This is a genomic window from Streptomyces sp. NPDC026538, assembly GCF_055567535.1.
In genome coordinates, this window is the sequence record NZ_JBVHQG010000010.1 from 187154 (window position 1) to 201803 (window position 14650).

Sequence of the window (14650 nt, forward strand, 5' to 3'; positions counted from 1 at the left end):
TCTGCCGGCAGGGGTCATGGCCCGTGGATGATCTGGTCACGCCCGGCCTGGTAGACCCGGCCCTGCCCGGTGGCCTCGGCGTGGAACTCGTGGGTTCCGGTGCGGATCCCGGCCTCGTGATGCACGTGCGGGCGACTGTCCCGCTCCACCAGCCGGCGCAGCTCGTCCGCCAGCTCGCGGTTCTCCCCCAGCAGCTCGGCCAGCCGGTTCTCCCAGGCCTCGACCAGCTCCTGCTCCGCGGCCGTGTCCTGTTCCCGGCGGGCTGCCACTGCTCGGTCCCGGGAGTGCTCGAGTTCCGCGTCCACGCCGTCGGCCTGCTGGGGGCGGATGCGGCGCCACCAGCTGACGAGGGCCGTGTGTACGTCCTGCCAGGCGTCGGTGGCCATCGCCCCCACCAAGGTCGTGGCCGCCGACGCTATGATCGGATCCATCGTCATCAACCCCGTGAATTACCCCTATATGTTCATAATGTACTCACTTTGGGGTGTGCTGTCGCGTCAACGCGGTGGCGGTCAGGGCGCTTTGGTTGAACGGTGAAGGGCGGATTCAGGCCAGCTGGGGCGGGAGCGGGGCCGTGTGCGTCACGATCAGGCCGGAGACGGCCCGGGTGAGGGCGACGTAGAGGCGGCGCAGGCCGGTGCGTTCGTCGGGTTCGCCGTCGACGACCGCCTGCGGCTCGTCCAGGACCACGTAGTCGTACTCCAGGCCCTTCGCCAGTGACGCCGGGACCAGGGTGAGACGGGTCTCGGCCGTCGTCTCCTCGCCGGGGGCGAGATACCCGATGCCCGCCGCCGTCAGGGCCTCCGCGAGCGCCGGTACCCGCGCGTCCGCCGCGATCAGGCCCGTCGATCCCTCGTGGCGCAGCAACTCCTCGCAGGCCGCCACGGTTTCGGCGGTGCCGGCGATCGAACGCACCGCGAAGAAACCGGGGTTCTCACGGACCGACGCCACCGGGGTGAGGCCGGGGGCGATGTGCGGCAGGAGCCGGGAGGCGTACGTGATGACGTCCGTCGGGACGCGGAAACCCGCCGTCAGTTCCTCGATCACGCCGTCCGACTTGCCGAGGTGGGACAGGGCCTCGTCCCAGCTCCGGGTCGCCCAGGGCGTGGTGCCCTGCGCCAGGTCGCCGAGGACGGTCGCCGAGCCGGTGGTGCAGCGGCGGCCGACCGCGCGGTACTGCATGGGCGACAGGTCCTGCGCCTCGTCCAGGACCACATGGCCGAGGGAATGCGTCCGCTGGACGAGATCCGTCGTCTCGTCGATCAGCACGGCGTCCGCGGCCGACCACTTGGCCGACTTGACGCTGCGCACCGCCTTCGCCCAGACGATCGTCTTCTGCTCGTCGTCGGTGAGGACCCCCTCCGCGTGCACGGCGAGGAAGTCCGCGTCCGTGAGCAGACGCAGCACGAGTTTCGCCGGGTCGACCGGCGGCCAGATCTGTTTGACGGCCGCCTTCACCGCCGCGTTGCGGGCCACCGAGTCCTGCACCCGGTCGTCGGGAGCCTCTCCCGAGCGTTCCATCTGGACCAGCACGGCGTGTGCGATGCGCTGCGGCAGGGCCTCGCGCGCCGCGCCGTACCGGATGCCGCGGGCCAGCAACTCCCTGACGATGTCCTCCAGTTCGTACGCCGGGACGCGCCAGCGCCGGGAGCCGCGGACCACCACGACCGGTTCGCCGGGCATCGTGACGTGCGCGTACACGGCCCTGCGCAGCACCTCCGCCATCCGGGCGTCGCCCTTGATGACCGCGGCGGGCGCGGTGTCGGTGCCGCGCACCTCGACGCCGTTCGCCACCAGGTCGTCCACCGTGGCCTGCTGCACGGTCAACTCGCCCAGCGCCGGGAGCACCTGCTCGATGTAGTGGAGGAAGGAGCGGTTCGGGCCGATGACCAGGGTGCCGGTGCGGGCGAGGCGCTCCCGGTGGGCGTAGAGGAGGTACGCGACCCGGTGCAGGCCGACGGCGGTCTTGCCGGTCCCCGGACCGCCCTGCACGCACACGGTTCCGCCGAGCCCGCTGCGCACGATCTCGTCCTGCTCCGGCTGGATGGTCGCGACGATGTCCCGCATCGGGCCCACGCGCGGGCGCTCGATCTCCTGCTGGAGCAGCTTGCTGGTCCGGGCCGCCTCGCCCGGGTCGGACAGGTGCTCGTCCTCGTAGGCGGTGATGTCGCCGCGGGTGTACCCGAAGCGGCGGCGCAGTGCCACGTCCATCGGGTCCTTCTTGGACGCGCGGTAGAACGGCTGCGAGACCGGTGCCCGCCAGTCGATGACCATCGGGTCGCCGTCGTGGTCGTGGACGTGCCGGCGCCCGATGTAGAAGCGCTCGCCGTACGCCCCCTCGGCCTGGTCGGCGCCGGGGGCGTGCAGGTAGTCGAGGCGGCCGAAGAAGAGAGGCGTGTCGCTGAGGTCGGCCAGCGCCTTGATGCGCTCGTCGATCTGGCGGGCGAGGACCTCGGCGTTGACCCAGTTCGCGGTGACGTCGCGGATGTCCAGCGACTCGACGTCCTCCCGCATGGCCCGCAGAGCGGACCGGGAGCCGGCGAGGTGGGCGCGCTCACGGGAGAGGGGGTCGGTGGCTTCGGCGTGCGGGTCCGTGAGGGGGTCGTGGGCGGGCGTGGACAAGGGGGTGCCTCCGAAGGCCTGCGAGTGGGTGGCGCTCAGGTGTGAGTGGCGCACGGGGTGGCGATCAGCCGACCGGTTTCCGTCCGGGCGGCGGCACTCCGGGGAAGGAGGCGGGCAAGAGCGGAGATTGTAGTGAGGCGGGGGCGGGGGAGGCCAATGCATTTCCCTCGGCGTGCCGAGGGGGCTGGGGTGCCCAGGAGGGGGGAGCGTCCCCTAGGGGGAGCGTCCCTCGTGAGGTGGGGCGGAGGTAGGGGGTGGGGTCCATCGGCGGGTGGACCGGCGGAAGCCGGAAATTGGGCCCGTGGACCGATGCCGTACTCGTGTCCGAAGTTCCACCATTGAGGCATGAGCGCAGCAACCATCCATCCAGCCCCCAGCCGTCCGCCGGGCGCCACCGCCCTGGACGGCGTCCCGCACCCCCACCACCGTCTGGGCGACGCCCTGCGCGCCGTCAAGGTCTTCGTCGGCGCGGCGTTCAGCGTCGTCATACTCGGCGAATACGGCGAGGAAGCAGGCATACGCCGCAGGTGACGGCATAGTGTCGCCTCCGTGCCGAACCGGACGGTGACGTCATCTCCCCTGCCCTCCCTCACCCGCCCCCTCTCCCTGACCTCCCTCTCTCTTCTGGCGGTCTCCCTCTCCTCCTTCGTCGCCCTCTGCGTCCTGGTGCACGCCCCGATGGCCGATCTGCTGGTCTACCGGGCCGAGGGCGAAGCCCTGGTCCACGGCAGTGACCTGTATGGCTTCACGGTCACCGAGTGGCGGCTGCCGGCGACCTACCCGCCCTTCGCGGCGGTCCTGTTCGTCCCGGCGACCTGGATCCCCGTCCCGGGCCTGAAGGCGGCGTTCCTCGCGGGCAACGCGCTCCTGCTCGCCTGTCTCGTCGCCCTCTCCGCCCGCCTGGCCGGCCGCACGGCACCCCTCCCCGTGCTGTGCACGGCCACCGCCCTCGCCCTCTGGCTGGAGCCGGTCTTCCAGACCCTGCTCTTCGGCCAGATCAACCTGGCGATCGCCTGCCTGGTCCTCTGGGACCTCACCCGCCCGTCCGGCGCCCGCGCCAAGGGCCTGGCCCTGGGCATCGCGGCGGGCGTCAAACTCACCCCGGCGATCTTCATCGTCTACCTGTTCCTCACCGCACGCAGAAAGGAGGCAGGCGTTGCGACGGCGTCCTTCGCCGGTACGGCACTGCTCGGCGCCCTGTTCCTTCCCGCGGCGACCGCGGACTTCTGGACGCGGCGCCTGTTCGAGACCGGCCGGGTCGGCAAGGCCTGGATCGTCGACAACCAGTCGCTCCAGGGCCTGATCGCGAGGGTCACGGGCGCGGCTGCACCGGGCCTGGCCTGGGTGCTCCCGGCGGCCGTGCTCGGGGCAACGGGCCTGTGGCTGGCGACCCGCACCCACCGAGCCGACCTCACCCACCGAGCCGACCTCACCGCCCGCGCCGGCCTCACGCACCGTGCCGGCGGCGACCGCTGGGGCATCCTGCTCACCGGGTTCACGGCACTGCTGATCAGCCCGATCAGCTGGTCCCATCACTGGGTGTGGTGCGTCCCGCTGCTGGCGGTGCTGCTGGCGGAGGGCCGCACGCTCATCGCGGCCTCCGCGACGCTCGTGTTCACGGCCCGCACGATGTGGCTGCTGCCGCACGAGGGCGACCGGGACCTGCACCTGCCCTGGTGGCAGCAGCCGTTCGCGGCGCCCTACCCGCTCCTGGGGCTGGCGCTGCTGGCGGGCGCGGCCGTGGTCCTACGACGGCACAGCCACGCCCGGCCGGAGACTCAGCCCTCCGCGGCGTCCGTGCCCGCCGTGCCCTCGGCGAGGAGCTCGTCCGCGTCCACGATGCGGTAGGCGTAGCCCTGCTCCGCCAGGAACCGCTGCCGGTGGGCGGCGAAGTCCTGGTCGATCGTGTCGCGGGCGACGACGGAGTAGAAGTGGGCCTGGTGGCCGTCGGCCTTGGGGCGGAGCACCCGGCCGAGGCGCTGGGCCTCCTCCTGGCGGGAGCCGAAGGTGCCCGACACCTGGATCGCGACCGTGGCCTCCGGCAGGTCGATGGAGAAGTTGGCGACCTTCGACACCACCAGCACGCTGATCTCGCCCTCGCGGAAGGCGTCGAAGAGCTTCTCGCGCTGGGCGTTGGAGGTCTCGCCCTTGATGACCGGGGCGTTCAGGTGCTCGCCCAGCTCGTCGAGCTGGTCGATGTACTGGCCGATGACAAGGATCTGCTGGCCCGCGAAGCGCTTCACGATCGCCTCCGTGACCTTCCGCTTGGTCGCGGTGGTCGCACAGAAGCGGTACTTCTCCTCGGTCTCGGCGGTGGCGTAGGCGAGCCGCTCCGAGTCCGTGAGGTTCACCCGCACCTCGACACAGTCGGCGGGCGCGATATAGCCCTGCGCCTCGATCTCCTTCCACGGGGCGTCGAAGCGCTTGGGCCCGATGAGGGAGAACACGTCCGATTCCCGGCCGTCCTCGCGCACGAGGGTGGCCGTCAGCCCCAGCCGCCGGCGCGCCTGCAGATCGGCGGTGAACTTGAAGACAGGAGCCGGCAGCAGATGGACCTCGTCGTAGACGATCAGGCCCCAGTCACGGGAGTCGAAGAGTTCGAGGTGCGGGTAGACGCCCTTCCGCTTGGTCGTGAGCACCTGGTACGTGGCGATCGTGACGGGCCGGATCTCCTTCCGCGTCCCGCTGTACTCCCCGATCTCGTCCTCGGTGAGGCTCGTCCGCTTCACCAGCTCGTGCTTCCACTGGCGCGCGGAGACGGTGTTGGTGACGAGGATCAGGGTCGTCGACTTGGCCTGTGCCATGGACCCGGCACCGACCAGCGTCTTGCCCGCCCCGCAGGGCAGGACGACCACGCCGCTCCCGCCGTGCCAGAAGTTCTCCACCGCCTGCTTCTGGTACGGCCGCAGCGCCCAGCCGTCCTCGGCGAGCTCGATCGGGTGGGCCTCGCCGTCCACGTATCCGGCGAGGTCCTCGGCGGGCCAGCCCAGCTTCAGCAGCGTCTGCTTGATCTGCCCGCGCTCGGAGGGGTGCACGGCCACGGTGTCGGGGTCGATCCGGGCGCCGACCAGCGGGATGACCCGCTTGGAGCGCAGGATCTCCTCCAGGACCGGACGGTCGGTGGTGGTGAGCACCAGCCCGTGCGCCGGGTGCTTGGAGAGCGTCAGCCGGCCGTAGCGGTCCATCGTCTCGGCGATGTCGACCAGCAGCGCGTGCGGCACCGGGTAGCGGCTGTACTCCACCAGCGCGTCCACGACCTGCTCGGCGTCGTGCCCGGCCGCCCGCGCGTTCCACAGGCCCAGCGGGGTCACCCGGTAGGTGTGGATGTGCTCCGGCGCCCGCTCCAGCTCGGCGAAGGGCGCGATCGCCCGACGGCATTCGTCGGCCCGCTCATGGTCGACTTCCAGGAGCAGCGTCTTGTCGGACTGGACGATCAACGGACCATTCACGCGCGGCACCTTTCCCTTTCGGCCCATGCGGCCATCGCCATGGCGGCCATCGTCATGGGCCAAAGTTCCAGTGTGCCTCATGGGCGAGCGATCACCTGTGCCGCTCGGCAGAACGTGCCTTCCGAGGACGAGGGACGGCCCGATGCAACCTTGGGCCCGTTTCGGGTGTCATGTCCCAAGGGGGGAGCCGCGCAACGCGTGTGGTTCGGTGAGGAGGGGTGGGGTGACGTCCGTACGTATCTGGGGGCCAGGCGCAGGGGCGGTGGCGGTGCTGGTGGTGACGGCGGTGTGGGCGCACGGGTCCGCCGGGGTGGACGCCGGCCTGTGGACCGAGGTGCGCCCCGTCATAGAGGCCCGGCTCGTGGCGCAGGCCGCGGGAACCGGGGCGGGGGAGAGCGAGCCCGGTCTCCGGTCGCGGTGGTTCTGCCGGGCGGAGGCCCTGGACCTGACGGAGAGCGGGGGCCAGGTGCGGGCCGGGGTCGACACCCTGTGCCTGGAGTACGGCGAGCGCGCGGGCGCTCTGGTGGAGTGCGGCGGCGCACAGATACCGCAGGTGGTCCGGCTGAAGCGGGACGCGGCGCACGGCGGGTACCGCGTCGTCGCCGAGGAGGAGCCACCGGACGGCGAGGGCTACGGCGAGTGGACGGAGAACCACTTCAGCCGCCACGCCGAGTCCCGCCTCGACGAGGAGATGGAGTCCACCGCGCTGCAGACCGCGGCCCGCACCCACTTCGCCCTGCCGGCGGACGCACCGGTGCGGTACTGCTGAGCGCTTCGCGGTGAGCGCCGCGAGGGGCGGCCGTCGTTCGGTCGCGGCGCCGTCGAGGCCGGTCGCGCCCCGCGGCGGAGCCGCACGTTGACGTGGCGCCGCGCCCCTTCGGGCGCCTTCGCGGCGCTGCCGGACCGCGGCCGGCCTCGCCCGGCCGGCTCGCTCGCCCGCGCCGCTAATCGTCCGCGAGTTCCGCCACCCCCGTCACCCGGTGCAGGGGGTAGGTGCGTACCTCGTCGGCCGTGTGGTCGTACGCCGTGACGAAGCCGCCCTCCACGCGGATGGGGGCGATGACGCGCTGGCTGGCGGTGCCCTCGGCGTTGACGTAGCCGATCCACAGGGTGCCGCCGGTGAGGACGGCGGCCTGCATGGTGGCGAGGGTCTCGGCGGCGGTGGTGCGCGGGAGTTCGCCGCCCTGGACGTCGGTGCCGGCCGCCTTGCGCGGGGTGGTGGCGGCCAGATCGCCGGCGCGGATCGCGCGGATGGCGGCGGTCAGGAGGGTGCCGTCCGGCGGGGGCGGGCCGTCCGGGACCGGCTCGGGGGCGGTGCGCGGCGGGGTGCGGTGGGCGTGGGCGCGGGTGATCAGGACATCGCCCTCGGCGGACTCGGCCGCGGGCGCGTAGCCCATCGCGCGCAGGCCCTCCAGGAGGGTGGCCGGGTCAGCCTGGGTGGCGAGCACCGTCGGGGCCAGGCGGCGCAGGCGCAGGGCGGCGGCCCGCTTGTCGGCCATGATCTCGTTCAGGACGGTGTCGTCGTCGCAGCGGACGTACGCCGAGGCCGCCCCCACCCGCAGATGGCCGTGCTTGCGGGCCACGTCGTCGATCAGGTAGGCGAGCGGCTGCGGGACCGGGGTGCGGGAGTGGGTACTGAGGAAGGCTTGCAGGTCGGTGGCGGTGCGGCCGGCGTCCAGGGCGCGGCGGACCGAGGCGGGAGTGAAGCGATAGACGGTGGCGCCGCCCTTGGACTCGACGTCGGCGAGTACGCCCAGTGCGTCGGCGAGCGGGCGCTGCAGCGGGCCGGGGGCGACCGCCGTCAGGTCGGCCTGGAGCAGCACGTGGTCGAGGGGTTCGGGCAGCAGCGGGGCGAGGAGACGGGCGGCGGCCGCGGCGGCGACGGCCTGCTCGGGCGGGGAGAGGGGTTCGAGGACGACGGCGGGACGGTGGTGGTGCACGGGAAGCTTGTCGCCGGGTCCGGCGGCCTCCTGCTCCTTTTCCGCCGGCGGCTCCACCGGTGGCGCCCCGAGGAGCGCCCTGCCCTGCGCGGACAGCGCCCCGCGTCCGGTCACGCCCAGCAGCTCGGCCTCCGACAGGGTCCAGCGGGCCAGGCGGCCGCGCAGGTCGTCGCCCTGCTGCTGGGGGCCGCGCAGCGGGCGTTCCCAGCGCAGCCGGGCCAGTACCGAGGCGGCGGCCGGGGCGGTGCCCTCCGGGAGGCCGGCCAGCAGCGTCAGCACCCGGTGCCGTACCTCGGGTGCGGCCGAGCGGTCGAGGCCGGGGCCGAGCGCCGACAGCGCGCGCTCCTTGGCGTCCCGGCCGCCGACCAGGCCGGAGGCGCGGGTCGCGGTGAGCCAGGCCTGGGCGAGCTGGGACCAGCGTTCGGCCGGGGGGCGGTCCAGCCACTCGTCGTAGGCGGGGGTGGCCGCGTAGCGTTCGTCGGCCTCGCCGTCGGAGGCGAGCAGTCCGGCCGCGTACGCCAGCTCGACCCAGAAGGCGGCGATCGGCTCGGGCAGGTCCAGGGCCACGGCGGTGCGCTTCAGGTCCCGGACGCTGAGCCCGCCGGCCCGCAGCACGGTCGGCCCGCCCTCGTCCCAGTCCTTCAGCAGCTCCTCGACGGTGGCGAGCGCGGTGTAGGCCTGCCCGGCCGCCGTGGTGTCCACAACCTGTGGACGGTGCGTCGCCGTCGGCTCGACCGCGGGCGGCACCGGCTCCGGCTCGCGGTGCGCCCGGCCCTCGCGCAGGTGCAGGGCGACCTCGCGGGGGAGGACGACCGTGCCCGGCGCGGTCGGCAGCAGCAGGCCGCGGTCGAGGAGCCAGCGCAGATGGGCGGCCGGTTCCGGGGTGACCTGACCGTACGGAGGTCCCCAGACCAGCCGGGAGAGGACCTCGCGGGACTCGGCGGGCGCGGCGGCGAGCAGCTTCGCCATCTTCTTGCGGTGGCCGAACAGCTTGCCGAGCGCGTCCGCCGCGGACACCGAGTCGTGTGTGGAGGGCAGCCCGGCGGTGGTGACGATCTCCTGGATCCGGCCCGGCGACATGCCCGAGGTGGCCTCCCGCACGGTCGGGCCCAGCCCGGTCGGCGAGGGGTACTGCGGGGACGGGGCGAGCACCTCGCGCGCGGTGCGCACCAGCCGCAGCCGGTCGTCGTCGCCCCACACCAGCGCCTGGTCGCGGAGCGTGGTGACGGCGCGCGGCAGGGCGGCGGCGACCGACGGGTCCCCGCCGTCGCCGGCCATCAGGCCCAGCAGTTCCCGGTACGACGCCGGGTCGCCGGCCACCGCGAGCGCCTCCGCGGTCTGCAGGGCGAAGCGGTCCAGGCGTTCCAGGGCGCGCAGCACCGAGGCGCGGGTGCCGGCCCGGGTGGCCAGCTGGGTGAGATCGGTGGGGACGGGGGTGATGAGGTCGGGGCGGGCGCGCAGCAGTACGGCCAGGGAGGCGTCGTCCCTGGCGCGAAGCGCCTCCGCGAGGGAGCGCGGCGGGGTGGCCGGGTTGCTCATCCGACCCACGGTAGCGGGTGCGGGGCGGGGACCGGGATGACCTGTCCCCGGCCTCTTCTGTGGATTGGGCGACCACTGGGCGAACGGAACGTTTCACAGACGTCCCGCACGGCACTTCGTGCCCTTCGTCGTCGGCACCGGCCCGTCCCGGGTGCCGGTGGGCGACCGGCCCGTGGGGGTCGACCTGGGCCCGAGCCGCCTCGCGGTGGTGTCCGGCGGCACGAAGACCGACTCCGGCGAACCGCCCGCCGGCACGGGTACGGCAACCGCCGCCGCCCGGAGACGCGTTGCCCACTGGTGTGCCCGCCGACATAAGCCGTGACCTGCGCTACCGTCGTTCCGACGGGTTATCCAACGCGGCGGCCCCGGAGGGGACTTCGTGGGTATCGAGAGTGATCAGGTCGTCTACGAGTATCTGAGCCGGGTCGGGGACATCGCGCACCAGCGCCAGTTGTCGTCGGCGGACCGCATGCGGCTGGTGTCGGGGCTGCGCAACGAGATCGACCGGCACCGGGCGAAGGCGGCCGTCGACAGTCCCGCCGCCGTGCGCCGCATCCTCGACCGGCTGGGCTCGCCCGACGAGGTCGTCGAGGCGGCGGGGGGCACGACGCAGACCGCGCCGTCACCGTCACCGCCGTCGGCGGTTCCCACCCAGCGGGAGGCCGGGGCGCCCGCCGGGGGCGAGGAGCTGCGGCGCGTCGTACCGCGGCCGCGGCCCGCCGAGCCGGCGGACGGACAGATGCCGCCCGACTGGTGGCGGGTGGACAGCAGCCCGTTCGGGGACGGCGACAGCGTGCCGGGGTTCGTGGGCGGCGTGGAGATCCCGGAGCTGCTCAGGAAGCCGCGCCCGCGCAGGGAAGCGGAGCCGGACGAGGCCGCCGGGGAACCGGTGGAGGCGGCCGGGCCGGCCCCCGGGGTCGAGGCGGCCGAAGCCGTGCCGACCGTCCGCCGGCGCCTCCGCGTCGTCCCCCGGCCCGCCGTCGGCTGGAGCAACCCGCTGCTGCTGCTCGCCGCCGCCGCGCTGGTCGTGGGCGCGGTGCTCGGCAACTGGTTCGCGCTGCTTCTCGGCTGGCTCATCGCCTACGGCTCCCGGCGGCTCACCCCGGCGGAGACCAAGCTGGCCGTGATGTGGGTACCGGGACTGTCCGTCACGGCCGGGCTGGTCTGGCTGTGGGGCCGCAGCGCGGGCCGCTGGGGCGAACCGATAGCCCAGGGCCACATGAGCGACGCGGTGGGCGAGACCTGGCCGTGGGTGGTCCGGGGCGCGGCGGTGGCATCGGCGCTGTATCTGGTGTGGCGGTCGCAGAGAGCGCGGTAGGGGGGGCGCCGGGTCCGGTTGTCGGTCGGCTGCGGGCCGGTGGGGGTCGTTCGCGTCCACGCGGCGGAGCCGCATATCGGGCACAGCCCCGCGCCCCCAAGAAGGTGGGTCCGCTGGTCCCCCATCAAGGGGCGCGGGGAACTGCGCGACAAGCCCCCACGCACCCGCGGCCGGACGACAACCGGAACCCGGCGCCTTCGGCGCCACCGGCACAATGGCCCATATGACTTCTCGCGCCCTCACCGTCGGCTTCGATCTCGACATGACCCTCATCGACTCCCGGCCCGGGATCCACGCCTGCTACACGGCCCTGGCCGAGCGGACGGGGACCTTCATCGATGCCGATCTGGCGATCACCCGGCTGGGGCCGCCGCTCGCCGAGGAGTTGATCAACTGGTTTCCGGCCGAGCGGGTCGCGGAGATGAGTGATCTGTACCGGGCCATGTATCCGGAGATCGCGATCACCGCGACACCCGCCATGCCGGGCGCGCGGGAGGCGGTCGCGGCGGTCCAGGGCGCGGGCGGCAAGGCCGTCGTGGTCACCGCGAAGTACGAGCCCAATGCGAAGCTGCATCTAGGCCACCTCGGCATAGTCCCCGACGCGGTGGTCGGTGATCTCTGGGCCGAGCAGAAGGCCGTCGCGCTGCGCGAGCACGGCGCGGGCGTGTACGTCGGCGACCACGTCGGCGACGTGCGCGGGGCACGTACCGCCGGAGCGCTGTCCGTCGCCGTGGCCACCGGGCCGTGCGACGCGGACGAACTGCTCGCGGCGGGCGCCGACGTGGTTCTCGGGGACCTCACCGAACTCCCGGCCTGGCTGTCGGCCTACCGCGAGGACGCCTCCCGGGCCTGACGGCGCCCCGCCGCGATCGACTGGAGCACTCCGGCACCGGCGACCAGGAAGCCGACGCCCATGAGCATGCTCAGCACGTACATGTAGGTCGGAAAAGGCTTCGCACCGAGGAACAGCGGTATCACGGTGACGAGAGTGGCCATCGTACCGATGAAGAAGAGCACGGCACCGGCGCGGATCAGTCGGTCACCGGGCCCGGTGGAATTCGCTTGGGTTTTGTCACGCACTCGACCAGGGTAGTTCCCTGCCCGAAGGAACAACCGGGCGACGTCTTGTCACGCGCCCGAAGACCATTAGCCTTGGTACCGGCGGGTCGTGGTCGACCCGCCCGAGTGCTATCAAGGCCCGTTCCAGAGCTGTTGCATTCAGAAGTTTTCCGAGCAGTTTCCGACGAGATACGAGGACGAGGACAGACGTGCCTACCGGCAAGGTCAAGTGGTTCAACAGCGAGAAGGGCTTCGGCTTTCTCTCCCGCGACGACGGCGGTGACGTCTTCGTCCATTCCTCGGTTCTCCCCGACGGGGTCGACGCACTCAAGCCCGGACAGCGCGTGGAGTTCGGCGTCGTCGCCGGTCAACGCGGTGATCAGGCACTGTCGGTGGTCCTGCTCGACCCCACCCCGTCGGTCGCCGCCGCCCAGCGCAAGAAGCCGGACGAACTGGCCTCGATCGTGCAGGACCTGACGACCCTGCTCGAAAACATCACGCCGATGCTGGAGCGCGGCCGTTACCCCGACAAGGCGGCCGGCGCGAAGATCGCCGGGCTGCTGCGCGCGGTCGCGGACCAGCTTGACGTGTAAGCGCGTAAGAGACAGGCAAGTCGCGTAAGCGTGCAAGTCCCGTAAGCGCTTTTACGGGAAATCGAGTGCGTGCGGACCGAGGGGCGGGACGAGTCCCTCGGCCGCCGCCCTGGTGAGCAGTCCGCGTACCGCCGCGTAGCCGTCCTCGCCGAGTTCCGAGGTGAACTCGTTGACGTAGAGCCCGATGTGCTGGTCGGCGACGGCCGGGTCCATCTCCTGGGCGTGCGCCATGACGTAGGGCCGGGAGGCCTCGGGGTCGTCCCAGGCCGCGTGGACGGACGTGCGGATCGACTCGGCGAGGCGGGTGAGCGTCTCCGCGCCCAGGGACCGCTTGGCGATGATCGCGCCGAGCGGGATGGGCAGGCCCGTGGTGGTCTCCCAGTGCTCGCCCATGTCGGCGAGCTTGTGCAGCCCGTAGTTCTGGTAGGTGAAGCGTGCCTCGTGGATCACCAGCCCCGCGTCGACCTTCCCGTCCCGTACGGCCGGCATGATCTCGTGGAAGGGCATGACCACGATCTCGCCGACCCCGCCGGGGAGCGTGTCCGCCGCCCAGAGGCGGAACAGCAGGTACGCCGTCGACCTCTCGCTCGGTACGGCGACCGTACGGCCCGTGAGGTCCGTCCCGGCCTCCCTGGTCAGCACCAGTGGCCCGCAGCCCCGGCCCAGCGCGCCCCCGCAGGGCAGCAGCGCGTACTCGTCGAGGACGTACGGCAGCACGGCGTACGACACCTTCAGCGCGTCGGACTCGCCGCGCTCGGCCATGCCGTTGGTGATGTCGATGTCCGCGAAGGTCACGTCGAGCGCGGGCGCGCCCTCGACACGGCTGTGGGCGAGGGCGTCGAAGACGAAGGTGTCGTTCGGGCAGGGCGAGTACGCGATGCGCAACGAGTCAGCGGTGGTCATGTGGGTTCCAACCCTCCAAGGCGGGCGCGAGCTTCCCGAAGGCCCCGGTCAGGGCGGCCAGGGCGTCCGCGATGCGCCAGGCGGCTCGGTCGCGGGGGCCGACGGGGTTGGAGACCGCGCGTATCTCCAGTACGGGCACGCCGTGCGCGGCGGCCGCCTCGGCAACGCCGAAGCCCTCCATGGCCTCGGCGAGGGCGTGCGGATGCCGGGCGCGCAGTTCGGCCGCGCGGTCGGCGGAGCCGGTCACGGTGGACACGGTGAGTACCGCTCCGGGGCGGGCACCGGTCGCCTCGGCGGTGGCTCGTACGAGTGAATCCGGCGGACGGTGGCTGACGGTACCGAACCCCAGTTCGGTGACCGGCACGAACCCGTCGGCCGTCTCGGCGCCCAGGTCCGCCGCGACGATCTCGTCGGCGACGACCAGGGAGCCCACGGGTGCCGCCGGCCGGAAACCGCCGGCGATCCCGGCGGAGACGACCAGGGCGTAGGGCCGGCCGTCCAGGGCGGCGGCGGTGAGGGCGGTCGCGGTGCCCGCGGCGGCCAGGGCCGGTCCGACTCCGGCGGCGAGCAGGTCGTACTCCGCGCGTCCGGCGCGCGTGCGGTGCAGCAGAACCGAGCCGGGCAGCCGTACCTCGGTCGTCCCGGCCGTGAACGCCCCCGCCACCGCGTCCCGTTCGGCCGGGACCGCGGTGGTCACGAGGATGCGTACGGCGGACGTGGTCAGGCGTCCTTCTTGAGCTTGAAGGACCACAGGCCCAGCACCGACTTGTCGCCCTCCTTGATGGAGACGAGGGTCGAGTTGCCGGAGGCGCCGTACTGGGCGTTGAAGAACACGCTGCCCGGGATCGTGCGGTAGGTCTTCTTGCTGGAGTCGGTGAGCGCCTGACCGTTCATCAGGATCGTCCAGCCGTTGTCCGCGATCTTCGGGTCGACGCCGAAGCGGACCGTGTCGTCCGGGTCCACCTTGATGGACTTGATCCCGGTGTCCTTGAGGCAGTTCGCGAGGGAGGCCGTGTTCAGGGCCTTGCCGTCGTTGTAACAGGTGGCCTCGGAGCTGACCGAGGACGTACCGACGGTGATCGTGGCGATGGGCGTCGGCTTGTCACAGGCCGACAGGACGAGCAGTCCGGCGGAAACGGCGCCGGCGGCGGCGACGACGCGGCGGCGTCGCGAGCGGGATTGCAGCGTGGTCATGGCCGAAGGCTATCGGGACCTCCCGGCCCGCTC

Annotated in this window: 14 protein-coding genes; 6 read left to right on the forward strand and 8 right to left on the reverse strand. The window is 72.7% G+C overall.

Features of this window, described 5'->3' with window-relative positions; translation table 11 throughout:
- Positions 1-14: 14 nt before the first annotated feature.
- Both ACZ4N4_RS34365 and ACZ4N4_RS34370 read right to left on the reverse strand, forming a co-directional pair.
- Positions 15-431, reverse strand: coding sequence for a hypothetical protein (locus tag ACZ4N4_RS34365; RefSeq protein ID WP_467596162.1), 417 nt, complete (start codon positions 429-431; stop codon positions 15-17).
- 115 nt (positions 432-546) lie between these two features.
- Complete coding sequence (locus tag ACZ4N4_RS34370; protein ID WP_467596488.1) at positions 547-2622, reverse strand: HelD family protein; 2076 nt, start codon at positions 2620-2622, stop codon at positions 547-549.
- 345 nt (positions 2623-2967) lie between these two features.
- On the opposite strand from ACZ4N4_RS34370, the gene ACZ4N4_RS34375 reads away from it, so the two are divergent.
- Together ACZ4N4_RS34375 and ACZ4N4_RS34380 are read left to right on the forward strand one after the other, a co-directional pair.
- Positions 2968-3153, forward strand: a complete 186-nt coding sequence (locus ACZ4N4_RS34375; RefSeq protein WP_467596165.1) for a hypothetical protein — start codon at positions 2968-2970, stop codon at positions 3151-3153.
- A gap of 147 nt (positions 3154-3300) precedes the next feature.
- The gene (locus tag ACZ4N4_RS34380; RefSeq protein ID WP_467596490.1) at positions 3301-4470 is read left to right on the forward strand and encodes a glycosyltransferase 87 family protein; all 1170 of its coding nucleotides are present in this window, start codon (positions 3301-3303) and stop codon (positions 4468-4470) included.
- On the opposite strand, the gene ACZ4N4_RS34385 is transcribed toward ACZ4N4_RS34380, so the two are convergent.
- Positions 4401-6071 (reverse strand): DNA repair helicase XPB, encoded by a 1671-nt coding sequence (locus tag ACZ4N4_RS34385; protein ID WP_450762319.1) that lies wholly within the window; start codon positions 6069-6071, stop codon positions 4401-4403. The two genes, ACZ4N4_RS34380 and ACZ4N4_RS34385, sit on opposite strands and share 70 nt — an antisense overlap.
- A 223-nt stretch (positions 6072-6294) precedes the next feature.
- On the opposite strand from ACZ4N4_RS34385, the gene ACZ4N4_RS34390 reads away from it, so the two are divergent.
- Complete coding sequence (locus ACZ4N4_RS34390) at positions 6295-6840, forward strand: hypothetical protein (RefSeq protein WP_467596168.1); 546 nt, start codon at positions 6295-6297, stop codon at positions 6838-6840.
- Between the two features lie 175 nt (positions 6841-7015).
- Here the strand turns inward: ACZ4N4_RS34390 and ACZ4N4_RS34395 are convergent, their stop codons facing one another.
- Positions 7016-9550, reverse strand: a complete 2535-nt coding sequence (locus ACZ4N4_RS34395) for a helicase-associated domain-containing protein (RefSeq protein WP_467596171.1) — start codon at positions 9548-9550, stop codon at positions 7016-7018.
- Between the two features lie 379 nt (positions 9551-9929).
- Between ACZ4N4_RS34395 and ACZ4N4_RS34400 the strand changes: the two genes are divergently transcribed.
- Together ACZ4N4_RS34400 and ACZ4N4_RS34405 are read left to right on the forward strand one after the other, a co-directional pair.
- Positions 9930-10868: a hypothetical protein gene (locus ACZ4N4_RS34400; RefSeq protein ID WP_467596173.1), complete on the forward strand. Its 939-nt coding sequence runs from the start codon at positions 9930-9932 to the stop codon at positions 10866-10868.
- 214 nt (positions 10869-11082) lie between these two features.
- Positions 11083-11721, forward strand: a complete 639-nt coding sequence (locus ACZ4N4_RS34405; RefSeq protein ID WP_453572662.1) for an HAD family hydrolase — start codon at positions 11083-11085, stop codon at positions 11719-11721.
- On the opposite strand, the gene ACZ4N4_RS34410 is transcribed toward ACZ4N4_RS34405, so the two are convergent.
- Positions 11694-11948, reverse strand: a complete 255-nt coding sequence (locus tag ACZ4N4_RS34410; protein ID WP_467596176.1) for a hypothetical protein — start codon at positions 11946-11948, stop codon at positions 11694-11696. The genes ACZ4N4_RS34405 and ACZ4N4_RS34410 overlap by 28 nt on opposite strands.
- A 188-nt stretch (positions 11949-12136) precedes the next feature.
- Between ACZ4N4_RS34410 and ACZ4N4_RS34415 the strand changes: the two genes are divergently transcribed.
- Positions 12137-12520 (forward strand): cold-shock protein, encoded by a 384-nt coding sequence (locus ACZ4N4_RS34415; protein WP_093501504.1) that lies wholly within the window; start codon positions 12137-12139, stop codon positions 12518-12520.
- Positions 12521-12571: 51 nt separating this feature from the next.
- Here the strand turns inward: ACZ4N4_RS34415 and ACZ4N4_RS34420 are convergent, their stop codons facing one another.
- From ACZ4N4_RS34420 to ACZ4N4_RS34430, 3 genes are read right to left on the reverse strand one after another with little or no spacing between them, the layout of a single operon-like run.
- Positions 12572-13423, reverse strand: a complete 852-nt coding sequence (locus ACZ4N4_RS34420) for a 1,4-dihydroxy-6-naphthoate synthase (protein ID WP_453572665.1) — start codon at positions 13421-13423, stop codon at positions 12572-12574.
- Positions 13410-14120, reverse strand: a complete 711-nt coding sequence (locus ACZ4N4_RS34425) for a futalosine hydrolase (protein ID WP_453572668.1) — start codon at positions 14118-14120, stop codon at positions 13410-13412. Before ACZ4N4_RS34425 ends, ACZ4N4_RS34420 begins: the two co-directional genes overlap by 14 nt.
- A gap of 23 nt (positions 14121-14143) precedes the next feature.
- The gene (locus tag ACZ4N4_RS34430; protein WP_453572670.1) at positions 14144-14617 is read right to left on the reverse strand and encodes a DUF2771 domain-containing protein; all 474 of its coding nucleotides are present in this window, start codon (positions 14615-14617) and stop codon (positions 14144-14146) included.
- Positions 14618-14650 lie beyond the last annotated feature (33 nt).

Coding starts and splice junctions, on each gene's coding strand:
- ACZ4N4_RS34430 (WP_453572670.1), bottom strand. CDS start 14,617: ATGACCACGCTGCAATCCCGCTCGCGACGCCGCCGCGTCGTCGCCGCC.
- ACZ4N4_RS34395 (WP_467596171.1), bottom strand. CDS start 9,550: ATGAGCAACCCGGCCACCCCGCCGCGCTCCCTCGCGGAGGCGCTTCGC.
- ACZ4N4_RS34365 (WP_467596162.1), bottom strand. CDS start 431: ATGGATCCGATCATAGCGTCGGCGGCCACGACCTTGGTGGGGGCGATG.
- ACZ4N4_RS34405 (WP_453572662.1), top strand. CDS start 11,083: ATGGCCCATATGACTTCTCGCGCCCTCACCGTCGGCTTCGATCTCGAC.
- ACZ4N4_RS34380 (WP_467596490.1), top strand. CDS start 3,301: ATGGCCGATCTGCTGGTCTACCGGGCCGAGGGCGAAGCCCTGGTCCAC.
- ACZ4N4_RS34375 (WP_467596165.1), top strand. CDS start 2,968: ATGAGCGCAGCAACCATCCATCCAGCCCCCAGCCGTCCGCCGGGCGCC.
- ACZ4N4_RS34420 (WP_453572665.1), bottom strand. CDS start 13,423: ATGACCACCGCTGACTCGTTGCGCATCGCGTACTCGCCCTGCCCGAAC.